This window comes from Prescottella sp. D32 (assembly GCF_037287305.1).
Taxonomy (GTDB): domain Bacteria; phylum Actinomycetota; class Actinomycetes; order Mycobacteriales; family Mycobacteriaceae; genus Prescottella; species Prescottella equi.
Window position 1 is genome coordinate 891,711 of the sequence record NZ_JARBSW010000001.1, and the last position, 18,824, is coordinate 910,534.

At 68.4% G+C, this 18,824-nt stretch carries 14 protein-coding genes; 6 read left to right on the top strand and 8 right to left on the bottom strand.

The features are described from left to right. The first annotated feature begins 34 nt into the window (after positions 1 to 34). Together PSS76_RS04065 and PSS76_RS04070 are read left to right on the top strand one after the other, a co-directional pair. A complete protein-coding gene (locus PSS76_RS04065) occupies positions 35 to 1,372 on the top strand; it encodes an acetyl-CoA C-acetyltransferase (protein WP_037085979.1) in 1,338 nt (445 codons plus the stop codon). 286 nt (positions 1,373 to 1,658) lie between these two features. Next, positions 1,659 to 3,659 carry a VanW family protein gene (locus PSS76_RS04070; RefSeq protein ID WP_337455875.1) on the top strand — a complete coding sequence of 667 codons (2,001 nt, stop codon included), beginning with the start codon at positions 1,659 to 1,661 and terminating at the stop codon, positions 3,657 to 3,659. A 96-nt stretch (positions 3,660 to 3,755) separates the two neighbouring features. Here PSS76_RS04070 and PSS76_RS04075 read toward each other — a convergent pair whose 3' ends face one another. The 7 genes from PSS76_RS04075 to PSS76_RS04105 all read right to left on the bottom strand — a co-directional run bounded on the left by PSS76_RS04075 (position 3,756) and on the right by PSS76_RS04105 (position 12,111). After that, positions 3,756 to 5,648, bottom strand: a complete 1,893-nt coding sequence (locus tag PSS76_RS04075; RefSeq protein ID WP_337455876.1) for a YhgE/Pip family protein — start codon at positions 5,646 to 5,648, stop codon at positions 3,756 to 3,758. A gap of 2 nt (positions 5,649 to 5,650) precedes the next feature. After that, positions 5,651 to 6,355: an ATP-binding cassette domain-containing protein gene (locus PSS76_RS04080; protein ID WP_005517598.1), complete on the bottom strand. Its 705-nt coding sequence runs from the start codon at positions 6,353 to 6,355 to the stop codon at positions 5,651 to 5,653. A gap of 117 nt (positions 6,356 to 6,472) precedes the next feature. Next, positions 6,473 to 7,681, bottom strand: coding sequence for an oxygenase MpaB family protein (locus PSS76_RS04085; RefSeq protein ID WP_337455877.1), 1,209 nt, complete (start codon positions 7,679 to 7,681; stop codon positions 6,473 to 6,475). A gap of 134 nt (positions 7,682 to 7,815) precedes the next feature. Then, positions 7,816 to 9,651, bottom strand: a complete 1,836-nt coding sequence (locus tag PSS76_RS04090; RefSeq protein WP_005517601.1) for an acyl-CoA dehydrogenase — start codon at positions 9,649 to 9,651, stop codon at positions 7,816 to 7,818. 98 nt (positions 9,652 to 9,749) lie between these two features. Continuing rightward, positions 9,750 to 10,361 (bottom strand): class I SAM-dependent methyltransferase, encoded by a 612-nt coding sequence (locus tag PSS76_RS04095; protein ID WP_084968516.1) that lies wholly within the window; start codon positions 10,359 to 10,361, stop codon positions 9,750 to 9,752. A gap of 109 nt (positions 10,362 to 10,470) precedes the next feature. Continuing rightward, entirely contained in the window at positions 10,471 to 10,905 is a 435-nt protein-coding gene (locus tag PSS76_RS04100; protein ID WP_005517605.1) for a nuclear transport factor 2 family protein, read from the bottom strand. Positions 10,906 to 10,980: 75 nt separating this feature from the next. Then, entirely contained in the window at positions 10,981 to 12,111 is a 1,131-nt protein-coding gene (locus tag PSS76_RS04105) for a glycoside hydrolase family 183 protein (protein WP_337456139.1), read from the bottom strand. Positions 12,112 to 12,490: 379 nt separating this feature from the next. On the opposite strand from PSS76_RS04105, the gene PSS76_RS04110 reads away from it, so the two are divergent. After that, the gene (locus PSS76_RS04110; RefSeq protein WP_005517609.1) at positions 12,491 to 13,507 is read left to right on the top strand and encodes a beta-ketoacyl-ACP synthase III; all 1,017 of its coding nucleotides are present in this window, start codon (positions 12,491 to 12,493) and stop codon (positions 13,505 to 13,507) included. Positions 13,508 to 13,567: 60 nt separating this feature from the next. On the opposite strand, the gene PSS76_RS04115 is transcribed toward PSS76_RS04110, so the two are convergent. Continuing rightward, positions 13,568 to 14,512 (bottom strand): aldo/keto reductase, encoded by a 945-nt coding sequence (locus PSS76_RS04115; RefSeq protein WP_145273316.1) that lies wholly within the window; start codon positions 14,510 to 14,512, stop codon positions 13,568 to 13,570. 164 nt (positions 14,513 to 14,676) lie between these two features. Between PSS76_RS04115 and PSS76_RS04120 the strand changes: the two genes are divergently transcribed. The 3 genes from PSS76_RS04120 (at position 14,677) to PSS76_RS04130 (ending at position 18,822) form a co-directional block, all read left to right on the top strand. Then, positions 14,677 to 15,642 (top strand): GmrSD restriction endonuclease domain-containing protein, encoded by a 966-nt coding sequence (locus PSS76_RS04120; RefSeq protein WP_337455878.1) that lies wholly within the window; start codon positions 14,677 to 14,679, stop codon positions 15,640 to 15,642. Between the two features lie 259 nt (positions 15,643 to 15,901). Further along, a complete protein-coding gene (locus PSS76_RS04125; RefSeq protein ID WP_337455879.1) occupies positions 15,902 to 17,413 on the top strand; it encodes a hypothetical protein in 1,512 nt (503 codons plus the stop codon). After that, positions 17,410 to 18,822 carry a glycosyltransferase family 2 protein gene (locus tag PSS76_RS04130; RefSeq protein ID WP_337455880.1) on the top strand — a complete coding sequence of 471 codons (1,413 nt, stop codon included), beginning with the start codon at positions 17,410 to 17,412 and terminating at the stop codon, positions 18,820 to 18,822. Before PSS76_RS04125 ends, PSS76_RS04130 begins: the two co-directional genes overlap by 4 nt. Positions 18,823 to 18,824 lie beyond the last annotated feature (2 nt).

Consider the following 18,824-nt stretch of genomic DNA (forward strand, 5'->3'; position numbering starts at 1 on the left):
CTCGAGCAGATCCCCCAGCTACATGGAGACCGACGTGACCAGCAAAGCCCGTACCCGCAGCGCCAAGCCGGCATCCGCACCGCAGTCCGGTGGTCGGCAGCAACGCCGCGTCGCCATCGTCGGCGGCAACCGCATTCCGTTCGCGCGTTCGGACCGGGCGTACGCCCACGCGTCCAACCAGGACATGTTCACGGCGACGCTCGACGGGCTGGTCAGCCGCTTCGGGCTGCAGGGCGAGCGGCTCGGCATGGTCGTCGGCGGCGCGGTGCTCAAGCACAGCCGCGACTTCAACCTCATGCGCGAGTGCGTCCTGGGCAGCGCGCTCAGCCCCTACACCCCGGCCTACGACCTCCAGCAGGCGTGCGGCACCGGCCTGCAGTCGATCATCGCCGTCGGCGACGCCATCGCGGCCGGACGGATCGACGCGGGTGTCGGCGGCGGTGTGGACACGACGTCGGACGCGCCGATCGGTGTGAACAACGAGCTGCGCGAGTTCCTGCTGTCGATGAACCGCGCGCGCTCCGCGGCGGACCGGGTCAAGCTGCTCGGCCAGGTGCGGCCGTCGATGCTGGGCATCGAGATCCCGCGCAACGGGGAGCCGCGCACCGGGCTGTCGATGGGCGACCATGCCGCGATCACGGCGAAGGAGTTCGGCGTCCGCCGCGAGGATCAGGACGAGCTGGCCGCCGCGAGTCACCGCAACATGGCCGCCGCGTACGACCGAGGCTTCTTCGACGACCTGGTCACCCCGTTCCTCGGGCTGACCCGCGACGACAACCTGCGTCCCGACTCGAACGTCGACAAGCTGGCGACGCTCAAGCCCGTGTTCGGCACCAAGCTGGGCGACGCGACCATGACGGCCGGCAACTCCACGCCGCTCACCGACGGCGCGTCCGCGGTCCTGCTGTCCACCGACGAGTGGGCGGCCGAGCGGAACCTGCCGGTGCTGGCGCATCTCGTCGACTCGGAGACGGCGGCCGTCGACTACATCCACGGCGGCGACGGGCTGCTGATGGCGCCGACGTATGCAATCCCGCGCCTGCTCGAACGCAACGGTCTCACTCTGCAGGATTTCGACTTCTACGAGTTCCACGAGGCATTCGCGTCCGTCGTGCTCGCGACGCTGCAGGCGTTCGAGTCCGACGAGTACTGCAAGGAGCGCCTCGGCCTCGACGGTGCGCTCGGGTCCATCGACCGATCCAAGCTCAACGTCAACGGGTCGTCGCTCGCGGCCGGGCACCCGTTCGCGGCCACGGGCGGCCGGATCGTCGCCTCGCTCGCGAAGATGCTGGCAGAGAAGGGTTCGGGCCGCGGCCTGATCTCGATCTGCGCCGCCGGCGGTCAGGGCGTCACGGCCATCGTCGAGGTCTGACGGCCGTGACCGGGGTCGAGCGAACCGGCCGACCCGCAATTCGGCTGTAACGCCTCCGGCAGGAGGCCGATATCCCAGTTGGCTCCGCGTTGTTGCCTGACCCCCGACCTGGCAACGACGCGGAGCCACTCTGCGTTCGAGGGTCGGCAGACCACGTGGAATGATTCTCTCGCCACCGTCAGGTGGAAATCCCGACCGGGCGTTCGTGTCACCGCGACTATCCTCACGGGAGAACACGTAATGCGACGGCCCAGCACGGTGTCGGTTCGGCAGGAGGGCCCTTTTCATGAGCGACGAGCGCGACCGCGTCAACGACCAGGGAAACGGCCGGGAGAACGGTGCGGAAGGCCCCCAGCCGGACGAGAACCCCACCGAGATCATGCCGGCGGTGCCCCCGCAGGCCTCGGACGATGGGTCGGACGATGTCTCGGACGCGCCCACCGAGGTCTTCGCAGCCACCTCCGCCGCTTCGCACCCTCCCACCGCTGACGAGCCGCAGCCGGCACCGGAGCCGGTAGCCGAGCCGGAACCGGAGCCGGTGCCCGAGTCGGTGGCTGCCCCGGACGCGTCCGGCGGCCGCCGCTGGGTGAAGTACGCCGCCGTCGCGGGCGGGGTCGCGGCGGTGGCCGTCGTCGCGTACGCCGTGGATTTCGCGGTCTCGTCGGATCGGGTGCCGCGCGGCGTGACCGTGGCCGGTGTCGAGATCGGCGGGCAGAACGACCAGGACGCCGAGGCCACGCTGCGGGCCGCACTCGGACCCCGTGTGGGCCAACCGGTGCCGGTGCGTGCCGGGACCACCGACAGCTCGATCGTTCCGGCGCAGGCCGGGGTGGACATCGACTGGGCCGCGACCGTCGAGCGCGCCGGCGAACAGCCGATCAACCCGTTCACCCGGCTGGCGTCGCTGTTCACCAACCAGGAGATCGGTGTGGTCTCCACGGTGGACGACGCCGCGTTGACCGCCGCGATCGTCGGCGTGCAGCAGCAGTCCGATCGGGCGCCCCGCGAGGGCAACGTCGTGTTCGAGGGCGCCACCGTGGTGCCGGTCGCGCCGCTGCCCGGACAGAACCTGCAGGTGGAGCCCGCGAAGGACACGTTCGTCGCCCAGTGGGCCGACGGCACCACGGTCGACCTGCCGGTGGATACCGTCGACGTCGCGGTCACGCAGGCCGGCGTCGACGCCGCGGTCCGGGATGTCGCGACACCCGCCGTGTCGGCGAACGTCGAGGTGACCGGCAAGAACGGTGCGGTCGCGACGCTGCCCGCCGACCAGATCGGCAAGGTCCTGAGCTTCGTGCCGGACGGCGACGGCGGGCTGTCGCCGCAGTACAACGTCGAGGCGGCGACCGCGATCCTGTCGCCGCAGCTCGCCGGCACCGAGACCAAGCCCAAGGACGCGCAGATCAGCCTGTCGAGCGGCTCACCCGAGGTGATCCCGTCCGTCACCGGCGAGATGGTGCAGTGGCCCAAGACGCTCGAACCACTGCCCGCGCTGCTGTCGGCGCCGGCGCCGCGCACCACGCCTGCGATCTACGAGCCGGCCGAGCCCGCGCTCACCACCGACGGCGCCAAGGCGCTCGGCATCCGCGAGGTGATCGGCGAGTTCACCACGGGCGGCTTCGAATACGCGTCGGGCGTGAACATCCGGCTCGCGGCGAGCGCGATCAACGGAGCGATCGTCAAGCCGGGCGAGACGTTCTCGTTCGACGCCCAGACCGGGCCCCGCGGCTCGGCCCAGGGCTACGTGGACTCGGGCATCATCAACAACGGCCGCCCCGACAAGGCGGTCGGCGGTGGCATCAGCCAGCTCGCGACCACCCTCTACAACGCCACGTACTTCGCGGGCATGGAGGACGTCGAGCACACCGAGCACAGCTACTACATCTCGCGGTACCCGGCAGCCCGCGAGGCGACGGTGTTCGAGGGCGCGATCGACCTGAAGTTCCGTAACCCGTCGAAGACGGGCGTGATGATCCAGGCGATCGGCACCAGCTCCAACATCACCGTGCGCATCTGGGGTACCAAGACCGTCGACGTCGAATCCGTCACCGGTGGCCGAACCAACCAGACGTCGCCGAACACGATCACCCTGCCGGCCGGCCCGCACTGCGTGCCCTCCAGCGGCGCACCGGGATTCACCACGAGCGACACCCGCATCATCACGGACGCGAACACCGGCGCGGAGATCTCCCGCAACACCCGGACCGTGCGCTACGACCCGGTGCCGATCGTCAAGTGCGTGTCGAACGAGCCGGCGCCGAAGCCGGAAAGCACGCCGGGCGGTTAGCCCGGCCCGTCTCCCGTTACGAGCTGAAGGGACCGTTCATACGCTGCCGGCGCATGAACGGTCCCTTCAGCTCTCAGCCGGGCGCCGACGAGACGCTCACACCTCGATCGGCGGGTGCAGGCGCATCAGCGTCCAGGCGCGGTCGCGCCGGACCGCGAGGGCGCTGGCGCCGAGGGAGGCGAGCAGCAGACCCAGCAGGACGGCGATCGAGATCCACAGCCGGGAGTCGATGCCGCCGACGGTGAGTTGGCGCAGGCCGTTGACGGCGTAGGTCATGGGGTCGAACGGGTGCAGGATCTGGAACGGTTTCGCGGTGGTCTCCACCGGGTAGATGCCACCCGCGGACACCAGTTGCAGCATGAGGAACGCGAGCGTCACGACGCGGCCCACGGCGGGGCCGAAGATCGCGTTGAACGCCTGGATCAGCGCCATGTAGGTGAGCCCGACGAGGCCGAGGAACGCGATGGTGCCGAACACGTACACCGGCACGAGTCCCACCCCGAAGTGCACGACGACGTACATCACCAGCACCTGCGCGATCGCGATGAGCGCGGCCGGCCAGTACGACGCGAGCACCACCCGCATCGCCCCCAGCCCGGTCGAGATCGGCCGGTTCTGGATGGGACGCAACAGCATCCACGTGATGATGCCGCCGACGAACAGGGCGAGCGGCAGGAAGAACGGGGCGAAGCCGGTGCCGAACGTCTTGGCGCGGTTCTCGTGGTCCTGGTCGAGCGCGACGGGCGCCGACAGCGTCTGCGCGACGGCCGTGCGCTGCTGCGGATCCCATTGCGGGACCTGCTCGCTGCCTTCCTTCAGCTGCGATGCGAGTTCGCCGGAGCCGTCCTTGAGCTGTGTGGTGCCGTCGGCGAGTTGGCCGGCGCCCTGCGCCAACGTCTCGCCGCCGCTCGACAGCTGGCCGAGACCGTCGTCGAGGGTGCGCGCGCCGGAGGCCGCCTGCTGTCCGCCCGCCTGCAGCTGGGTCAGGCCGTCGCGCAGTTGGCCCGCGCCGCCGACGGCCTGCGTCATGCCGGCCCGGTACGGGCTCGACGGGTCGCCCAGCTGGAAGGCGAGTTGCTGGGCGCCGTCCCGTAGTTGGGCCAGTTGCGCCCGGGTGGCGGGGTCGAGGACGGCGCCGAGGGCGCCGGTGACCTGGTCGACGAGCTGGTTCACCCCGGCGCTGACCTGACCCGCGCCGTCGCCGAGCTGGCTGGTGGCGCTGGACAACTCGTCGAGTCCGCCGGCCAGTGCGCCCGCCCCACCCGACGCCGTGTCGATCCCGGCCGAGAGCTGTGCGGTGCCGTCGGCGAGGGCCGCCGAACCGGCCTTCGCGGTGCCCAGTCCGTCGGCGAGTGTGCGGGAGCCCCCGGCCAGCTGCTGGGCGCCGGCGTCGGCGGCCTGGGCGCCGGTGGAGAGCTGACCGGCGCCGTCCGCGGCGCGGCGGAGACCGTCACCCGCCTCGCCGAGACCGACGAGCACCTGGTCGACGGACTGCTCGCCGATCTGCGCACTCACGGCGTTGAGAATCTGCTGCGCCGCGTTCTGCCCGATGATGGTGCCGAGGTAGTTGTTGGCGTCGTTGTACGTGAAGATGATTCGGGCCTTCTGTGGATCCGGCCCGGTGGGGGAGGCCACCGACTGGCTGAAGTCGCCGGGCAGTGTCACCGAGAAGTAGTAGCGGCCGTCCGCGACTCCGGTGGACGCCTCGTATGCGGTCACCTCGTGGAAGTCGAGTTCGCCGGAGTCCATCAGCCCCTGCGCCACCTGGTCGCCGGCGTTGAGCGGTTTGCCGTCGACGACGGTGCCGTGGTCGCTGTTGACGAGGGCGACGGGGATCTTGTTCGCCGCGCTGAACGGATCCCAGAACGCCCACAGGTACAGCGCGCCGTACAGCAGCGGCATCAGCACGATCGTCACGAGCGCTACTCGCGGCATCAGCCCGCGCGAGAACCGCTTGAGCTCGGTGCCGAGCGACATCCCTGCGAGCATGGCTACTCCTGGCCTTCCGGTGTGGCGTCCGTCAGCGGGTGGAATTCGTGGGCGGGTGAACCGGGCGGCAGCGGGTTCACCGCGGACGCGATCACCGTCTGTCGGGCCCCGAGCATCGCGAGGTGTTCGACGAGTCGCGCGCGGTCGTACTCGTCGCGGACCTGTTCGAGGTCGTCGACCAGCAGCAGTGGTGGTGTCCGGGTGTTGGCCACCGCGATCCGCAGCAGCAGGTTGTCGAGTTCGCCGAGATCGCTGACGTAGTCGGTGAGATTCGGCAGCGGGCGATCGCCGAACACCGGCGCGCACACCTGCTCGAGTTCCCGCTGTCCGGCCCGGCGGATCAGCAGGTACCACGTGGCGTCCCAACGGATCTGCTCGGTGATGAGGTCCCGCACCGTCACCGACTCGGAGATGTTGTCGATGCCCTGGAACCCCGCGATCGCGGACACGGCCCGGATCCCCGCCGGTGCGGTGCGACCGAGTACGCGCAGCGTCCCCGACGAGGGTTTCATCCGTCCGCTGAGCGTCAACAGCAGCGAGGTCCGGCCCGAGCCGGCGAAGCCCTGGATCACCGCGAGTCCGCCGAACGGGATGCGCAGGTCCACCGGGCCGAACACCGGCCCCAGCGATCCGCTGCGCGTGAGCCCGTCGGCGCGCACCGCGAGCGCGTGCCCGGAGGGCTCCGAGAACCCGGTGTGTTCGTCCATGCTGGTCACAGCGGCTCACCAACCTCGGTTCGGCGGCGGAATCGACCCGTCCAGCCAAACACAACCGAGTGGTCTGCGCCGGGTATGGCGCGAATCGGTTCGCACCCGCCGGGGCGGCTAGTCCGGCAGCGCCACCACGTCCGGGATCTCGCCGTCGAGGATGCGCTGCGCGGCCTGCTCCAGCCGGCGTTCGCCGAGCCGTTGCACCCACTGCCGGCCCGCCGGGAAGCGGGCGAGCACATGATGTTTGGGGACGTTCACGGCGAGCCGGACCAGCGGGTACCAGGGCGGGCGCACCGGCACCCGCAGTGCCCGCACCCCGGCCGGCCCCAGCAGCGTGGTGGCCAGCGACAGGCCCCGCTCGTACTGGTAGCGGCGGCGCAGTCGCTGGAACCGGGGGTAGTGGGTGTGCAGCGGCAGGTCCACGAGGGAGGCGGCCAGCGCGTAGCTGTGTTCGTCGGCTGCGGGGGAGGACGCGCCGATCTGGTACATCATCCGCAGCCCGGCGCGTTCGTCGAACGGCAGCCAGCGCCGGTCGACGCCCATCAGCCAACCGACGTAGCACCACAGGTGCAGCACGGCGTCGGCCTCGCGGCGCGTGTAGCGGACGCCGAGCACCCGGGTGTGCAGCAGGAACGTGATCGAGAACAGCCCCAGCGTCCCGGCCTGGTCGAACTGGTTGACGGGAAGGCCGCGAGCGCCACTGTCCCAGTCGGTCTCGTGCTCGTGGTGGTAGCCGACGAACGCGTGCATCAGGCGTACGTGCACCGAGAGCCGGAACCCCTCCCCGAAGCGGTCCAGCCCGCCGTCGGCCACGCACCCGTTCCACCACGTGCCGGTCTCGGCGATCCGGCGCCGGGTGCGTTCGCCGGTCAGCCCTCCCGACGACGTCAGCACCGGCAGCGGTCCGGAGTTGTTGTAGCCGCCCAGCAGCGAACCGTAGGCGAGCACGTCTCCGACGTCCGATCCGACGCGGCGCAGCGTGCGGGCACCGAGCGCGAGAAGATCGCGGTCCACCCAGTCCGGGGTGGCTTCGAGCATCGCGAAGTAGGCCCGCAGGGGTTCCGGAGCGTCGGGCACCGCGTCGATGCCCTCGGCGAGTGCCCTACGGAACTGTCCGAGGGTCACGGTGCGGTCCTCGCGGATGGCCCTCACCAGCGCGGCGCTGGGCTCGTCGCGCTCGAGCAGCGCCCGGCGCATTGCCCGCGCTTCCGACTCGGTGGCGTCCGGTGACGGCCAGGCGAACGGTCGCAGTGGCGCGGTGGTCCGCGCGGCGCGGGCGCGGTCGCGCATGTACCGCGTCGGGTACTCCGTGGTGTGCGTCACACCTACAGCCTGGATCTGACAATGACTGTTGTCAACCCCGACCGTTCCGCGGAAACGCCGATGCCGCACAACGAAGACGTTGTGCGGCATCGGCGTTCGATCGAATCCGCGAATGTGTCGCGGGTGGCCGGGGCCTAGAAGGCGGCCTCGTCCATCTCCATGATGTCGTTGTCGAGGTGCGAGAGGACGGTGCGCGTCGCGGTGAGCTCGGGCAGGACGTTCTTGACGAAGAACGACGCCGTCGCGACCTTGCCCTCGTAGAACGGCTTGTCCTTGTCGGACGCACCCTCGTCGAGCGCCTTGATCGCGATCTCGGACTGGCGCAGCAGCTGCCAGCCGATGAGCAGGTCGCCGACCGACATCAGGAAGCGGACCGAGCCCAGGCCCACCTTGTACAGCTCGGAGGGCTGCTCCTGCGCACCCATGAGGTGGCCGGTCAGGACCGCCGCCATCGCCTGCACGTCCTCGAGGGCCGTGGAGAGCAGGGCCCGCTCGGCCTTGAGGCGACCGTTGCCGGCCTCGCTGTCGATGAACTTCTTGATCTCGCCGGCCACGTGGGCCAGCGCGACGCCGCGGTCGCGAGCGATCTTGCGGAAGAAGAAGTCCTGCGCCTGGATGGCCGTGGTGCCCTCGTACAGCGAGTCGATCTTCGAGTCGCGGATGTACTGCTCGATCGGGTAGTCCTGCAGGAAGCCCGAGCCGCCCAGGGTCTGCAGGCTCTCGGTCAGGTACTGGTACGCCCGCTCGGAGCCCACACCCTTGACGATCGGCAGCAGCAGGTCGTTGACGCGGTGCGCGAGCTGCTCGTCGGCGCCCGAGACCAGCTGCGCCATCTCCGGCTCCTGGTGCGCTGCGGTGTACAGGTACACCGCGCGCATGCCCTCGGCGTACGCCTTCTGCAGCGCCAGGCTGCGGCGCACGTCCGGGTGGTGGGTGATGGTGACGCGGGGGGCGGTCTTGTCCGTCATCTGCGTCAGGTCCGAGCCCTGGACGCGCTGCTTGGCGTAGTCGAGTGCGTTGAGGTAGCCGGTCGACAGCGTGGAGATGGCCTTGGTGCCCACCATCATGCGGGCGTGCTCGATGACGTCGAACATCTGCGCGATGCCGTTGTGGACCTCGCCGACCAGCCAGCCGACGGCCGGGGTGCCGTGGCCGCCGAAGGTGAGCTCACAGGTCGCGGAGGCCTTGAGGCCCATCTTGTGCTCGACGTTGGTGACGAAGACGCCGTTGCGCTCGCCCAGCTCGTTCTTCTCGAAGTCGAAGTGGAACTTCGGCACGAAGAACAGCGACAGGCCCTTGGTGCCCGGGCCGGCGCCCTCGGGACGGGCCAGGACCAGGTGGAAGATGTTCTCGAACAGGTCGTCCGACGTGGCGGACGTGATGAAGCGCTTGACGCCCTCGATGTGCCAGGTGCCGTCGTCCTGCTGGACGGCCTTGGTGCGGCCGGCGCCCACGTCGGAGCCGGCGTCCGGCTCGGTGAGCACCATCGTGGCGCCCCAGCCGCGCTCGACCAGCGTGGCGGCCCACTGCTTCTGCTCGTCGGTGCCGTTCTTGAAGAGCACGTCCGCGAACGACGGGCCGGCGGCGTACATGAATGCGGCCGGCTGCGAGCCGAGCAGCATCTCGGCGATGGCCCACACCACCGCGCGGGGGACGGGGACACCGCCGACCTCTTCGCTCAGGCCCATGCGGTACCACTCGGCGTCCCACATCGCCTTGAACGACTTCTTGAAGGACTCCGGCAGGGTCGCCTCGTGCTTCTCCGGGTCGAACACCGGCGGGTTGCGGTCGGCGTCGGCGAACGCCTCGCCGAGCGGTCCCTCGGCCAGGCGTGCGACCTCGGACAGCATGTCCTTGACGGTGTCGGCGTCGAGGTCGCCCCACACACCTTCACTCAGCGGCTTGTCCAGACCGAGTACCTCGAACAGGTTGAACTCGAGGTCGCGGACGTTGCTCTTGTAGTGGCCCATGTTCTCTCCCTGAAGTGCACTTCGTGGTGCGGTCTGTCTTTCCGTCGAGTACCGCCCAAGTAGCTACTCGTCGGTAACTTAGCCGATGTTACCCGCGATTAAGTTCGCTTGCCAAGAGTGGGTTTGCGCGCGACGACGAGCGCGTCGATCGCGGTACCCGACTCGGTGTCGCGATACCGCCTTTCGGCGACCTGGACGTCGAGGCGTCCGTCCAGATCGGACTTCAAATCGTCTGGTGTGTAGAGGATTTCGACGTCTGCGGGACCGCCGGCGCCCTCGGTCGCGTTGATCGAGTCGTGGCCGAGAATCATGAGGATTCCCTCGGGTTTCAAACCGTCGATGATTCGCCTCACAAGCGCCCGCCGCTGCGCCGGATCGAGGTGGACGAAGATCATGAGGACCAGGTCGTAGTCCGAGACGTCGGTGGTCGTGATGTCGTCCGCGACGTACGTGAGGCGATCGCGCACCCGACGCGGGGCCTGCGTGGCGATCTCGCGGGCCTTCTCGATCGCGACCGTGGAGAAGTCGACGCCCGTCGTTTCCCATCCGCGCGTCGCCAGCCACAGCGCGTGCCTGCCCTCACCGCACGCCAGATCGAGCGCCCGGCCCGCCGGCAGCGACGTCGCGAACTCCACGACCACCGGATTCGGCGGCGTTCCCCACACCGTCTCCGCCTGTGAATACCTCGCGTCCCAGTCCTCAGCCTTCATGGCTATGACGGTATCCCCGCCCGCCCCGTCCCGCCCCTCTCGCGTTTTGCGCACTTGTCGCGCTCGGGAGGCCCGAAAAACCGCGACAAGTGCGCAAAACGCGGGGAGATCAGCCGACGGTGATCCGGCGGTGGGCCAGCTTCCACCGCCCGCCCTCGTACCGGTGGGTGTCGTCGTAGCGGCCCACCCCGGCCAGACGTGGCTCGCTGGTGGTGTCGCGGAAGAACAGCCAGTACGCCGTCGACGACGCCTCGACGTCCGAGTCGAGCGACACCGCGACGGTGGTGATGACGTGGCGGCTCGACGTGCCGGGCCCCTGCACTCCGCCCGCGCGGCGCTCCCGCACCCCTTCCTCGATCGCCTCGACACCCTTGCGCATCTGCGCGGCCATGCCGGTCACCGGGTTGGCCTGCGATTCCCAGATCGCGTCGGCGGTGAAGTGCTCGAGGTACTCCTCGACGGTGCCGTCGTCGGCGAGTTGGGCGATGCGGGCCAGGAGGTCCTGGACCTCGCCACGCGGGTCGGTGCTCGTCTGCTGCTCCATGTCGTCTCCTCGAGGTGCAAACCAAGTGTTTGCTCGGGACGGTAGCAGCGGTGGGGGCACCGCGCGCCGACGTTCTCAGCGCTGCAGGGTGGTGTGCATCAACAGCACGTTGTAGTTCGAGTGCACGGTGGTCAGGAAGTAGAGGTCGGGCCCGGACGACCACGGGTGAATGTATGCGCCGTACATCGACGGGAGTTCGGGGCCGGCGATCAACACTTCCGGCGCACTCCACGGCCCGGTCGGGGACGGGGCCCGCCGCATCACCACCGAGTTGTGGTCGTCGGTGGTGAGCATCAGGTACTGACCCAGGAAGGAGTTGTACTGGACCGAGATCTCGCCGACACCGCCGAAGACGATCGGGGCGGCGACGTCGGGGTTCTTCGGCACCCACTTGCCGCCGTCCCAGTACTCGTAGGCGTTCAGGTCGCGCATCTGCTTCTCGGGGACGCGGGTGAGGTACACGAGGCCGCCGCGGCCCGGCGGGGTGCCGTACTGGTAGACGAACTCGCCGTCCTTGACGAACGCACCCATCTGGAAGTTGAGGTTCCCGCCGACGGGTGGACGCCGGGTCTCGGTGGCCTCCACCCAGTTCTCGCCGTTGTCGGTGGAGAATGCCAGGCTCGAATAGTTGGTCTCCCACTTGCCGGGCTCGCCCCAGTTCTTGACGGACATGATGCTCATGTACTGCATTCCGTCCGCGGCGATGCCGGCGGTGGGGATTCGGCTGATCTCGACGAACGGGATCTTGGGGCTGGGAATCAATTCCTTGGACTGGCCGACGATGTCGCGGGGGGTGCTGTCGAAGGTCATGCCGTCGGCGAGATCTCGGTCGGAACTGCGGAAGAGGACGTTGCTGCGCCACGACCACAGGCTGCCGACGAGCAGGTTGGGGATGCCGAGCCCCGCGGTGTCGCCGAACGCGGTGAGGACCTGTCCGTTCCCGTTGTCCCACATGATGCCGAGGTCCGTGCCGAGGACGTTGGAGTCCTGGGTGCGATTGGCGCTCAGAAGCCCGGTCGCCTGAGCCACGGCTCGGCTTCGGCCCTGCAGCGAGGGCACCCCGTTGGTGCCGTTCAAGACCGGAATGGGATTGACCGTGTTGGGATCAGCCGCGGCCGGAACGATGAATGCGAGAATTGCGGTGCCGGTGCACAGTATCGATCCGGCGATCGTATGAACTCGATTCCATTTCACGAAAGTCCCCATCTGCGGTGGCATTCGACCGGGCGTCGGCGGTAATTGCGCTGCTCGCGGCGTCTTTTAGGGCGGATAACACGCTAGCAGGATCGTTGATCGGAATTGCAGGGATTCCGGGGTTGACGTGTTTGTCGCATTCGCTTCGTTCAATTGTCCGAATTGACGCGAATGGATGGTGGAAAACGTGATCGGTGCGGCCGGAATGTTGCGCCCGGGCGCTCCGCCCCGGCGCCCGCGGGGCAGCGGCGCAGGGCGTCGCGGCGAACTCGGTACCCGAGTAACACCCGGCCTCTACCTGGCGAAGTACCGTGTCGTGGGAAGACGGGGCCAGGTGGGTCCCGCCACGTGGCGGCTCGGGCCGCGAACAGTGCAGTAGAGGAGACCAAACATGGGTGCGCAGATCTCGAACTCTGCCGAGGTCAGGCAATCCGCCATCCTCGGTTTGGGGGTTTACCGCCCGGAGCGGGTCGTGAGCAACGCCGAGATCTGCGAGACGATCGATTCCACCGACGAGTGGATCCAGTCGCGCTCGGGCATCAAGAACCGCCGCTTCGCGAACGCCGACGAATCGGTCCTCGCGATGGCGATCGCCTCGGGTCGCAAGGCCCTCGCGGCCAGCGGCATCGAGCCCGAGCAGGTCGGCGCCGTCGTCGTGGCGACCTCCACCTACCCCTCGCAGACTCCGCAGTGTGCCGCCGTCGTCGCCGACGCCCTCGGCACGGGCGGGCCGGCGGCGTTCGACGTCACCGCCGGCTGTGCGGGCTTCTGCTACGCGCTGTCGATCGCGTCCGACATGGTCCGCCTCGGCACCGAGGACTACGTCCTGGTCATCGGCGTCGAGCGCATGAGCGACAGCACCGAGCCGACGGACCGCAGCGTGCGCTTCATCTTCGGTGACGGCGCCGGCGCCGTCGTCGTCGGCCCGAGCGATGTCACCGGCATCGGTCCGGTCGTGTGGGGGTCGGACGGTTCGCAGTCGCAGGCCATCCGCCAGGAGCCGGACTGGCTCGCGTTCGCCGACGATCCGTCGCAGCGCCCCTGGATCAAGATGGAGGGCACCTCGGTCTTCCGTTGGGCCGCCTTCGAGATGGGCAAGGTCGCCACGCAGGCCCTCGAGCGTGCCGGTGTCGCGATGGAGGATCTCGGCGCGTTCATCCCGCACCAGGCGAACGGCCGCATCAACGAGGTCATCGCCCGCAGCATCAAGCTCCCCGAGTCGGTGCCGGTGTCGGACGACATCGCCGAGACCGGCAACACGTCGGCGGCCTCGATTCCGCTGGCGATGGAGGAAGTGATCCGCACGGGCAAGGCGAAGCCGGGCGAGCTGGCGCTGCTGGTCGGTTTCGGTGCCGGCCTGTCGTACGCGGGCCAGGTCGTCATCCTCCCGCCGCTCGCGCAGGACTGACACTCAGGCAGACGAACGAACGGCGGGCCCGCTTTCCGGCGGGCCCGCCGTTCGTCTACGTCAGCGGCCTTCGAGGAAGTCGTCGATCATCGCCAGTTCGTCCTCGTCGAGGGGGCGACGCAGATGGGAGACGTTGCGCGCCACCTGCGCGGGCGTCGACGAACCGATGAGGACCGACGCCACCTGCGGCTTCGCGTCGAGCCAGGCGACGGCCAGTTCGGACAACTGCCGGTCGAGCTTGCTCGCGAGCGAGAGCAGGTCCTCGACGCGTGCGAGGGCTTCCTCGGTGGCGGTCGCCGCGAAGTACTCGGACTTGTCGAATCGGGAACCCTTGGGGAACTCGGTGTTCCGACGGTACTTGCCGGTGAGCAGCCCCGCGGCCAGCGGGTAGTAGGGGATCACCGCGAGATTGCCGCGCTCGCACGCCGGCACGATCTCGGCCTCTACTCCGCGCTCGAGCAGGTTCCACTCGATCTGGGCGGCGACGAAGCGCGGCAGGGCGCCCTCGGTCGAGGCCTGGGTGGCGCGGTCGATCTGCTCGGGTGAACTGTTGGAGCAGGCGACGTGGCGAACCTTGCCCGCCCGGACCAGTTCGTCGAGCGCACCGAGGGTGTCCTCGATCGGCACCGACGGGTCCGGTGCGTGCTGGTAGTAGAGGTCGATGTGGTCGACGCCGAGCCGGCGCAGGCTCGCTTCGCACGCCTGGCGCACGTAGTCGGGCGCGGACCCGCGCTCCGTCTCGCTCATCGGTGCACCGAACTTCGTTGCGATCACGGCGTCCTCGCGCCGACCCGCCAGCGCTGCACCGAGGATCTTCTCCGATTCGCCGGTGGTGTAGACGTCGGCGGTGTCGAAGAAGGTGATGCCGTGCTCGAACGCCGCATCGACCACCGCCCGCGACTCCTGCGCGTCGATCCTGGAGCCGAAGTTGTTGCAGCCCAGGGACACCGTCGAGACGACGAGATCGGTTCCGGGGAGGGTCGTGTACTGCATGTGTGTGGACATCGAACTCCTGACGCTGGCACTCGGGTGGGCCGGTGAGCTGCCCGATTTCGGAGATTACGCCGAACGTGCCGTGGCTCGCGAGAGCGAATTCCGGTGTGCGGTATCGCCCGGCTAGGATTCGCCTTTGCGAACATATGTACGAGAGATGAGGAACCGCGTCGCCCGTGAGTGCTGTGAAGATCGACAAGTCCTGGGTGGCCGGATTCGCCACCGTCGCCGTGCTGTTCGCCGGGGGGTGCACCGCGATCGCGCAGCCGTCGTCGGGGTCGGCGACGGATCCCGAACCGGGCCCGAGCGGCACCACGCAGGTCGCGGGCGAACAAACGGTTGGTGAGCCTGCCGTCGATCCTGTGGTCGCCGACGGGGCGCTGGCCGGACTGGCGGCCCTGCCGATCCGTGAGCGGGCACCCAAGAACGGTTACGACCGATCGCAGTTCGGCCAGGCCTGGACCGACAACGTCACGATCGAGGGCGGACACAACGGCTGCGATACCCGCAACGACATCCTCAAGCGGGACCTGATCTACATCACCACCGATCCGATGAGCCGCGACTGTACGGTGCTGTCGGGCACGCTCGACGACGTCTACACCGGCAAGACGATCCGCTTCGTCCGCGGTGTCGAGACGTCGAGTGCGGTGCAGATCGACCACGTCGTCGCCCTCTCCGATGCGTGGCAGAAGGGCGCACAGCAACTCGACGAGGCCACCCGGCGCAACCTCGCCAACGATCCACGCAACCTGCAGGCCGTGGACGGGCCCACCAACCAGGGGAAGAGCGACGCCGATGCCTCGGCGTGGCTGCCGCCGAACCTCGCCTACCGGTGCACGTACGTGACCCGCCAGATCGAGGTCAAGGCGGCGTACGGGTTGTGGGTGACGCAGGCCGAGCACGACGCGATGGCTCGTGAGCTCTCCTCCTGCGGCGCAACGGAATCCGCGGATCCCGCGCCCATTCCGGTCCCCGAACCGGCCGACGTCTCGCCCGCGGGTGCGGGGATGCCGTCCGGAGACGTGTACTACGCGAACTGCAAGGCGGCCCGCACCGCGGGCGCAGCACCGCTGCACCGCGGGCAGCCCGGCTACCGCGCCGCGATGGACAGCGACGGAGACGGGGTGGCCTGCGAGTAGGTCCGGCGGTCAGATCCGGACCGCGGTGTGACCTGTCCACGGCGGGTCTGTTTACGGAATCTGTCAATGGTGTTGACATGCGGATGCTTCCGACGATTCCCGTGACCTCTCGCACACGGCCTTGTAACCAAACCGGACGGTTGATTAATGTCTCTGTCGGTTGAGATCTTGAACAACTGGACAGAGACAGCCGCGTTCTGTCGATCGGGGCAATGACGGGCGGCAGGTCGTGACGCGACCGCTTACCTGAGGATTTCGCATGTCCGCGAACGTAATCGAGCGCAATGCTCCACCGCCGGGCGATCTCCCGGCGCCCACCGTGGAGAGGGTGGGGCGAAAGGTCGGCCGTCGCGTCGGCGCAGCTGCCACGAGGCACCACCCGCTTGCGATGCGTTGGCGGTTGCTCTCTTCGGTGGCGCTGGCGGGCCTGCTCTTCTTCCCGGTCTTCCGTTTCAACCTCTACGACGCGATGGCGGGGTCGCCCACTGCCTACCTGCTCTTGTTGCCGCTGTGGATCGGGATGATCTCGTATGGCACTGCCCGGCGATCTCCCGGCACGGTCATCGACGACTCCGAGCTCAACTGGATCGTGACGGTGGGGCTCGTCGGTCTGTCGGTGATCTGTGTCGGTTTCGTCGTGCCCGAGCTGACGGTGAAGGCGCCGATCTGGCACGTCGAGCTTGTTCCGATCTTCTGCATCCTGGGCGCCTTCGGGGCGGTCAACTTCGGGGTACGTCGCGTTGCGCGGGCGTGGCCGGCCGCAGCGTTCGTTCTGCTGTGCTTCCCGGTGACTGTTGTGCTGCTTGCCGCAGCACTCGGTGGAACGGCCGCCGCGTACGGCACGGTCGCGGTGTCCCTCGGATGTGTTGCGCTCGCAATGGCGCTGCACGGCAGTGGGATTGGCCCGCCTTTGGTGGGTGCTGCCTTCGTGTCGGGTGTTCTGGCGGTGTGGCTGCTGCGCGACGCCCCGCCGTTGGTTCCGATGCTGGCCCCGGCGGCCGTAGCTCCTTCGGTGGCATTCGTGGTGGCGCTGGCGACGCGCCGTTCCGTCCTGCCGGTCGGCCGCCAGAATCTGCCCACCTGGTCGATGCTGTCGATCGCGTGGGTACTGGTGTCCGCGTTGCTGCTGTTGTTGGTTCTGCCGCCCGCCCCGCAACTCGCTCGCGCCAGGGATCTGAGCGTGGTGCGAGCCGACTGGGTCGAACACTTCGCTGCCACCGAGGGGATCTCGATACGGCAGGAGCGCACCTTCGATTTCGCTCCGAGATACCTCGGAGACCGATCGTCCTTGGTCCGTTACCGCGTCGAGTATGCGGACACCACTGCTTTCGTCGACGTCTTCACCAGTGGCCGTCTCGGCGCGTTGTCGAACTTCCGTGGCATGTCCTGGTATCCGGGCACCGCCGATACCCGAATCGACGGCGGCAGTGCCCGATTGGGTCCTTCGGTCAACGCGACCGTCTCCTACAACGATGCGTCCGCAGCCAAGACGCCACACGACCCGGTGTGGGTGTCCGTGAGCTGGAAATGGCGTGTCGGCGGTGACAAGTACCAGCAGGTGCGAATGCTGGTTTCGCAGCGTTCCGACGTCCCCGAGCAGGTGCCCACGCCCGCGGCCCCATCGGTGTCGACGCTTCTGCTGGAGCCACTCGGCGCCACCATGCGTCGCGCCACGGACACGCCCTCGCCTCCCGCCGTCGCGGTCGAACGGGCCACCAGTGCCGCCCGTGTTCTCGTCGGTGCCGTCCGCGATCCGGGATCGGGCCGATGACCGACGCTGCCCCGGAGCCGTCCACGATGGTCTTCGCGGATGCCGCCCGCGTGACGTTCACTCGTGCGCAGAAGATCGGACTGCTCGTCTGCGCGGTGGTTGTCGCGGCAGCGCTGCTGGCGTCCTGGCGTGCGACCGTGACCGTCCTGGTCGCACTCGCCACCCTCTACTACTTCCTGGCGACGGTCGACAAGCTGTGGCTCTTTCTGCGTGGCTCACGTGGCGACGTCCTCTTCCAGGTGAGTGACGATGAAGCGCTTGCCATCCCGGATGCCGATCTCCCCTACTACACCGTCCTGTTGCCGGTGTACGACGAGCCGCAGATCGTGCGCAATCTCATCGCCGGGGTGGGGCAGCTGGACTATCCGCGCGACAAGCTGGACATCTTGCTTCTCCTCGAGGCAGACGACGATGCCACCATCGCGGCGTTCAGGGAGGAGCCGGCCGACTTCGTGACGCCGGTGTTCGTGCCGCCGAGCCTGCCGCGGACCAAACCGAAAGCCTGCAACTACGGAATGTCCCTCGGCATCGACCGCGGCGACTACCTCACGATCTACGACGCGGAGGACATCCCCGATCCATTGCAGCTGCGCCGCGCGGTGGCTGCCTTCCGCCGCAGCAGTGACGACGTCGCGTGTGTCCAGGCGAGGTTGGGCTATTTCAACGAACGTCAGAACCTGCTCACGAAGTGGTTCTCGCTCGAGTACGACCAGTGGTTCGGGTACACGCTTCCCGCTATCGAGGCATCGGGCTGTGTCGTTCCCCTCGGCGGCACGTCCAACCACGTCAGGACCGACATCTGGCGGTCCGTTGGAGGTTGGGATGCCTTCAACGTCACTGAGGACGCCGATCTCGGAGTTCGGCTCGCGCGCAGGGGGTATCGCACCGTCGTGTTGGATTCGGTGACACTCGAGGAGGCCAACAGCGACGCCGTCAACTGGGTTCGGCAGCGTTCTCGGTGGTACAAGGGCTACCTGCAGACGTTCTTCGTCCATGCCCGCAACCTTGCCGGGCTGCGCAGCGAGATCGGGCTTCGCGCCGTGCTGCGCTTCGCGAACACCACCATCGGGATGCCGTTGAGCAACGTGCTGAATCTCGTCTTCTGGACGGGCATCGTGATCTGGTACATCGCGCACCCGGCCTTCATGGACGAGCTCTTTCCCGCGCCGCTGTACTACTCGTCGCTCGCTCTCTTCCTGGTGGGCAACCTTCTCACCGTGTTCGCGGGGCTCATCTCGGTTACGGCGGACCGCAAGCCGCACCTCACCGTGGCGGCATTGACCGCACCGCTCTATTGGCTTCTGCAAAGCGTGGCAGCACTGAAAGGACTTCTCCAATTGATCATCAAGCCGTCCTATTGGGAGAAGACGGTCCACGGGTTGTCCGGCGAGCCGGATACCGCGAAATGATC

Bases quoted from the DNA above. Each gene is read 5' to 3' on its own strand.
- PSS76_RS04070 (WP_337455875.1), top strand. From the start codon at position 1,659: ATGAGCGACGAGCGCGACCGCGTCAACGACCAGGGAAACGGCCGGGAG.
- PSS76_RS04075 (WP_337455876.1), bottom strand. From the start codon at position 5,648: ATGCTCGCAGGGATGTCGCTCGGCACCGAGCTCAAGCGGTTCTCGCGC.
- PSS76_RS04080 (WP_005517598.1), bottom strand. From the start codon at position 6,355: ATGGACGAACACACCGGGTTCTCGGAGCCCTCCGGGCACGCGCTCGCG.
- PSS76_RS04090 (WP_005517601.1), bottom strand. From the start codon at position 9,651: ATGGGCCACTACAAGAGCAACGTCCGCGACCTCGAGTTCAACCTGTTC.
- PSS76_RS04095 (WP_084968516.1), bottom strand. From the start codon at position 10,361: ATGAAGGCTGAGGACTGGGACGCGAGGTATTCACAGGCGGAGACGGTG.
- PSS76_RS04100 (WP_005517605.1), bottom strand. From the start codon at position 10,905: ATGGAGCAGCAGACGAGCACCGACCCGCGTGGCGAGGTCCAGGACCTC.
- PSS76_RS04105 (WP_337456139.1), bottom strand. From the start codon at position 12,111: ATGGGGACTTTCGTGAAATGGAATCGAGTTCATACGATCGCCGGATCG.
- PSS76_RS04110 (WP_005517609.1), top strand. From the start codon at position 12,491: ATGGGTGCGCAGATCTCGAACTCTGCCGAGGTCAGGCAATCCGCCATC.
- PSS76_RS04115 (WP_145273316.1), bottom strand. From the start codon at position 14,512: ATGTCCACACACATGCAGTACACGACCCTCCCCGGAACCGATCTCGTC.
- PSS76_RS04125 (WP_337455879.1), top strand. From the start codon at position 15,902: ATGTCCGCGAACGTAATCGAGCGCAATGCTCCACCGCCGGGCGATCTC.
- PSS76_RS04130 (WP_337455880.1), top strand. From the start codon at position 17,410: ATGACCGACGCTGCCCCGGAGCCGTCCACGATGGTCTTCGCGGATGCC.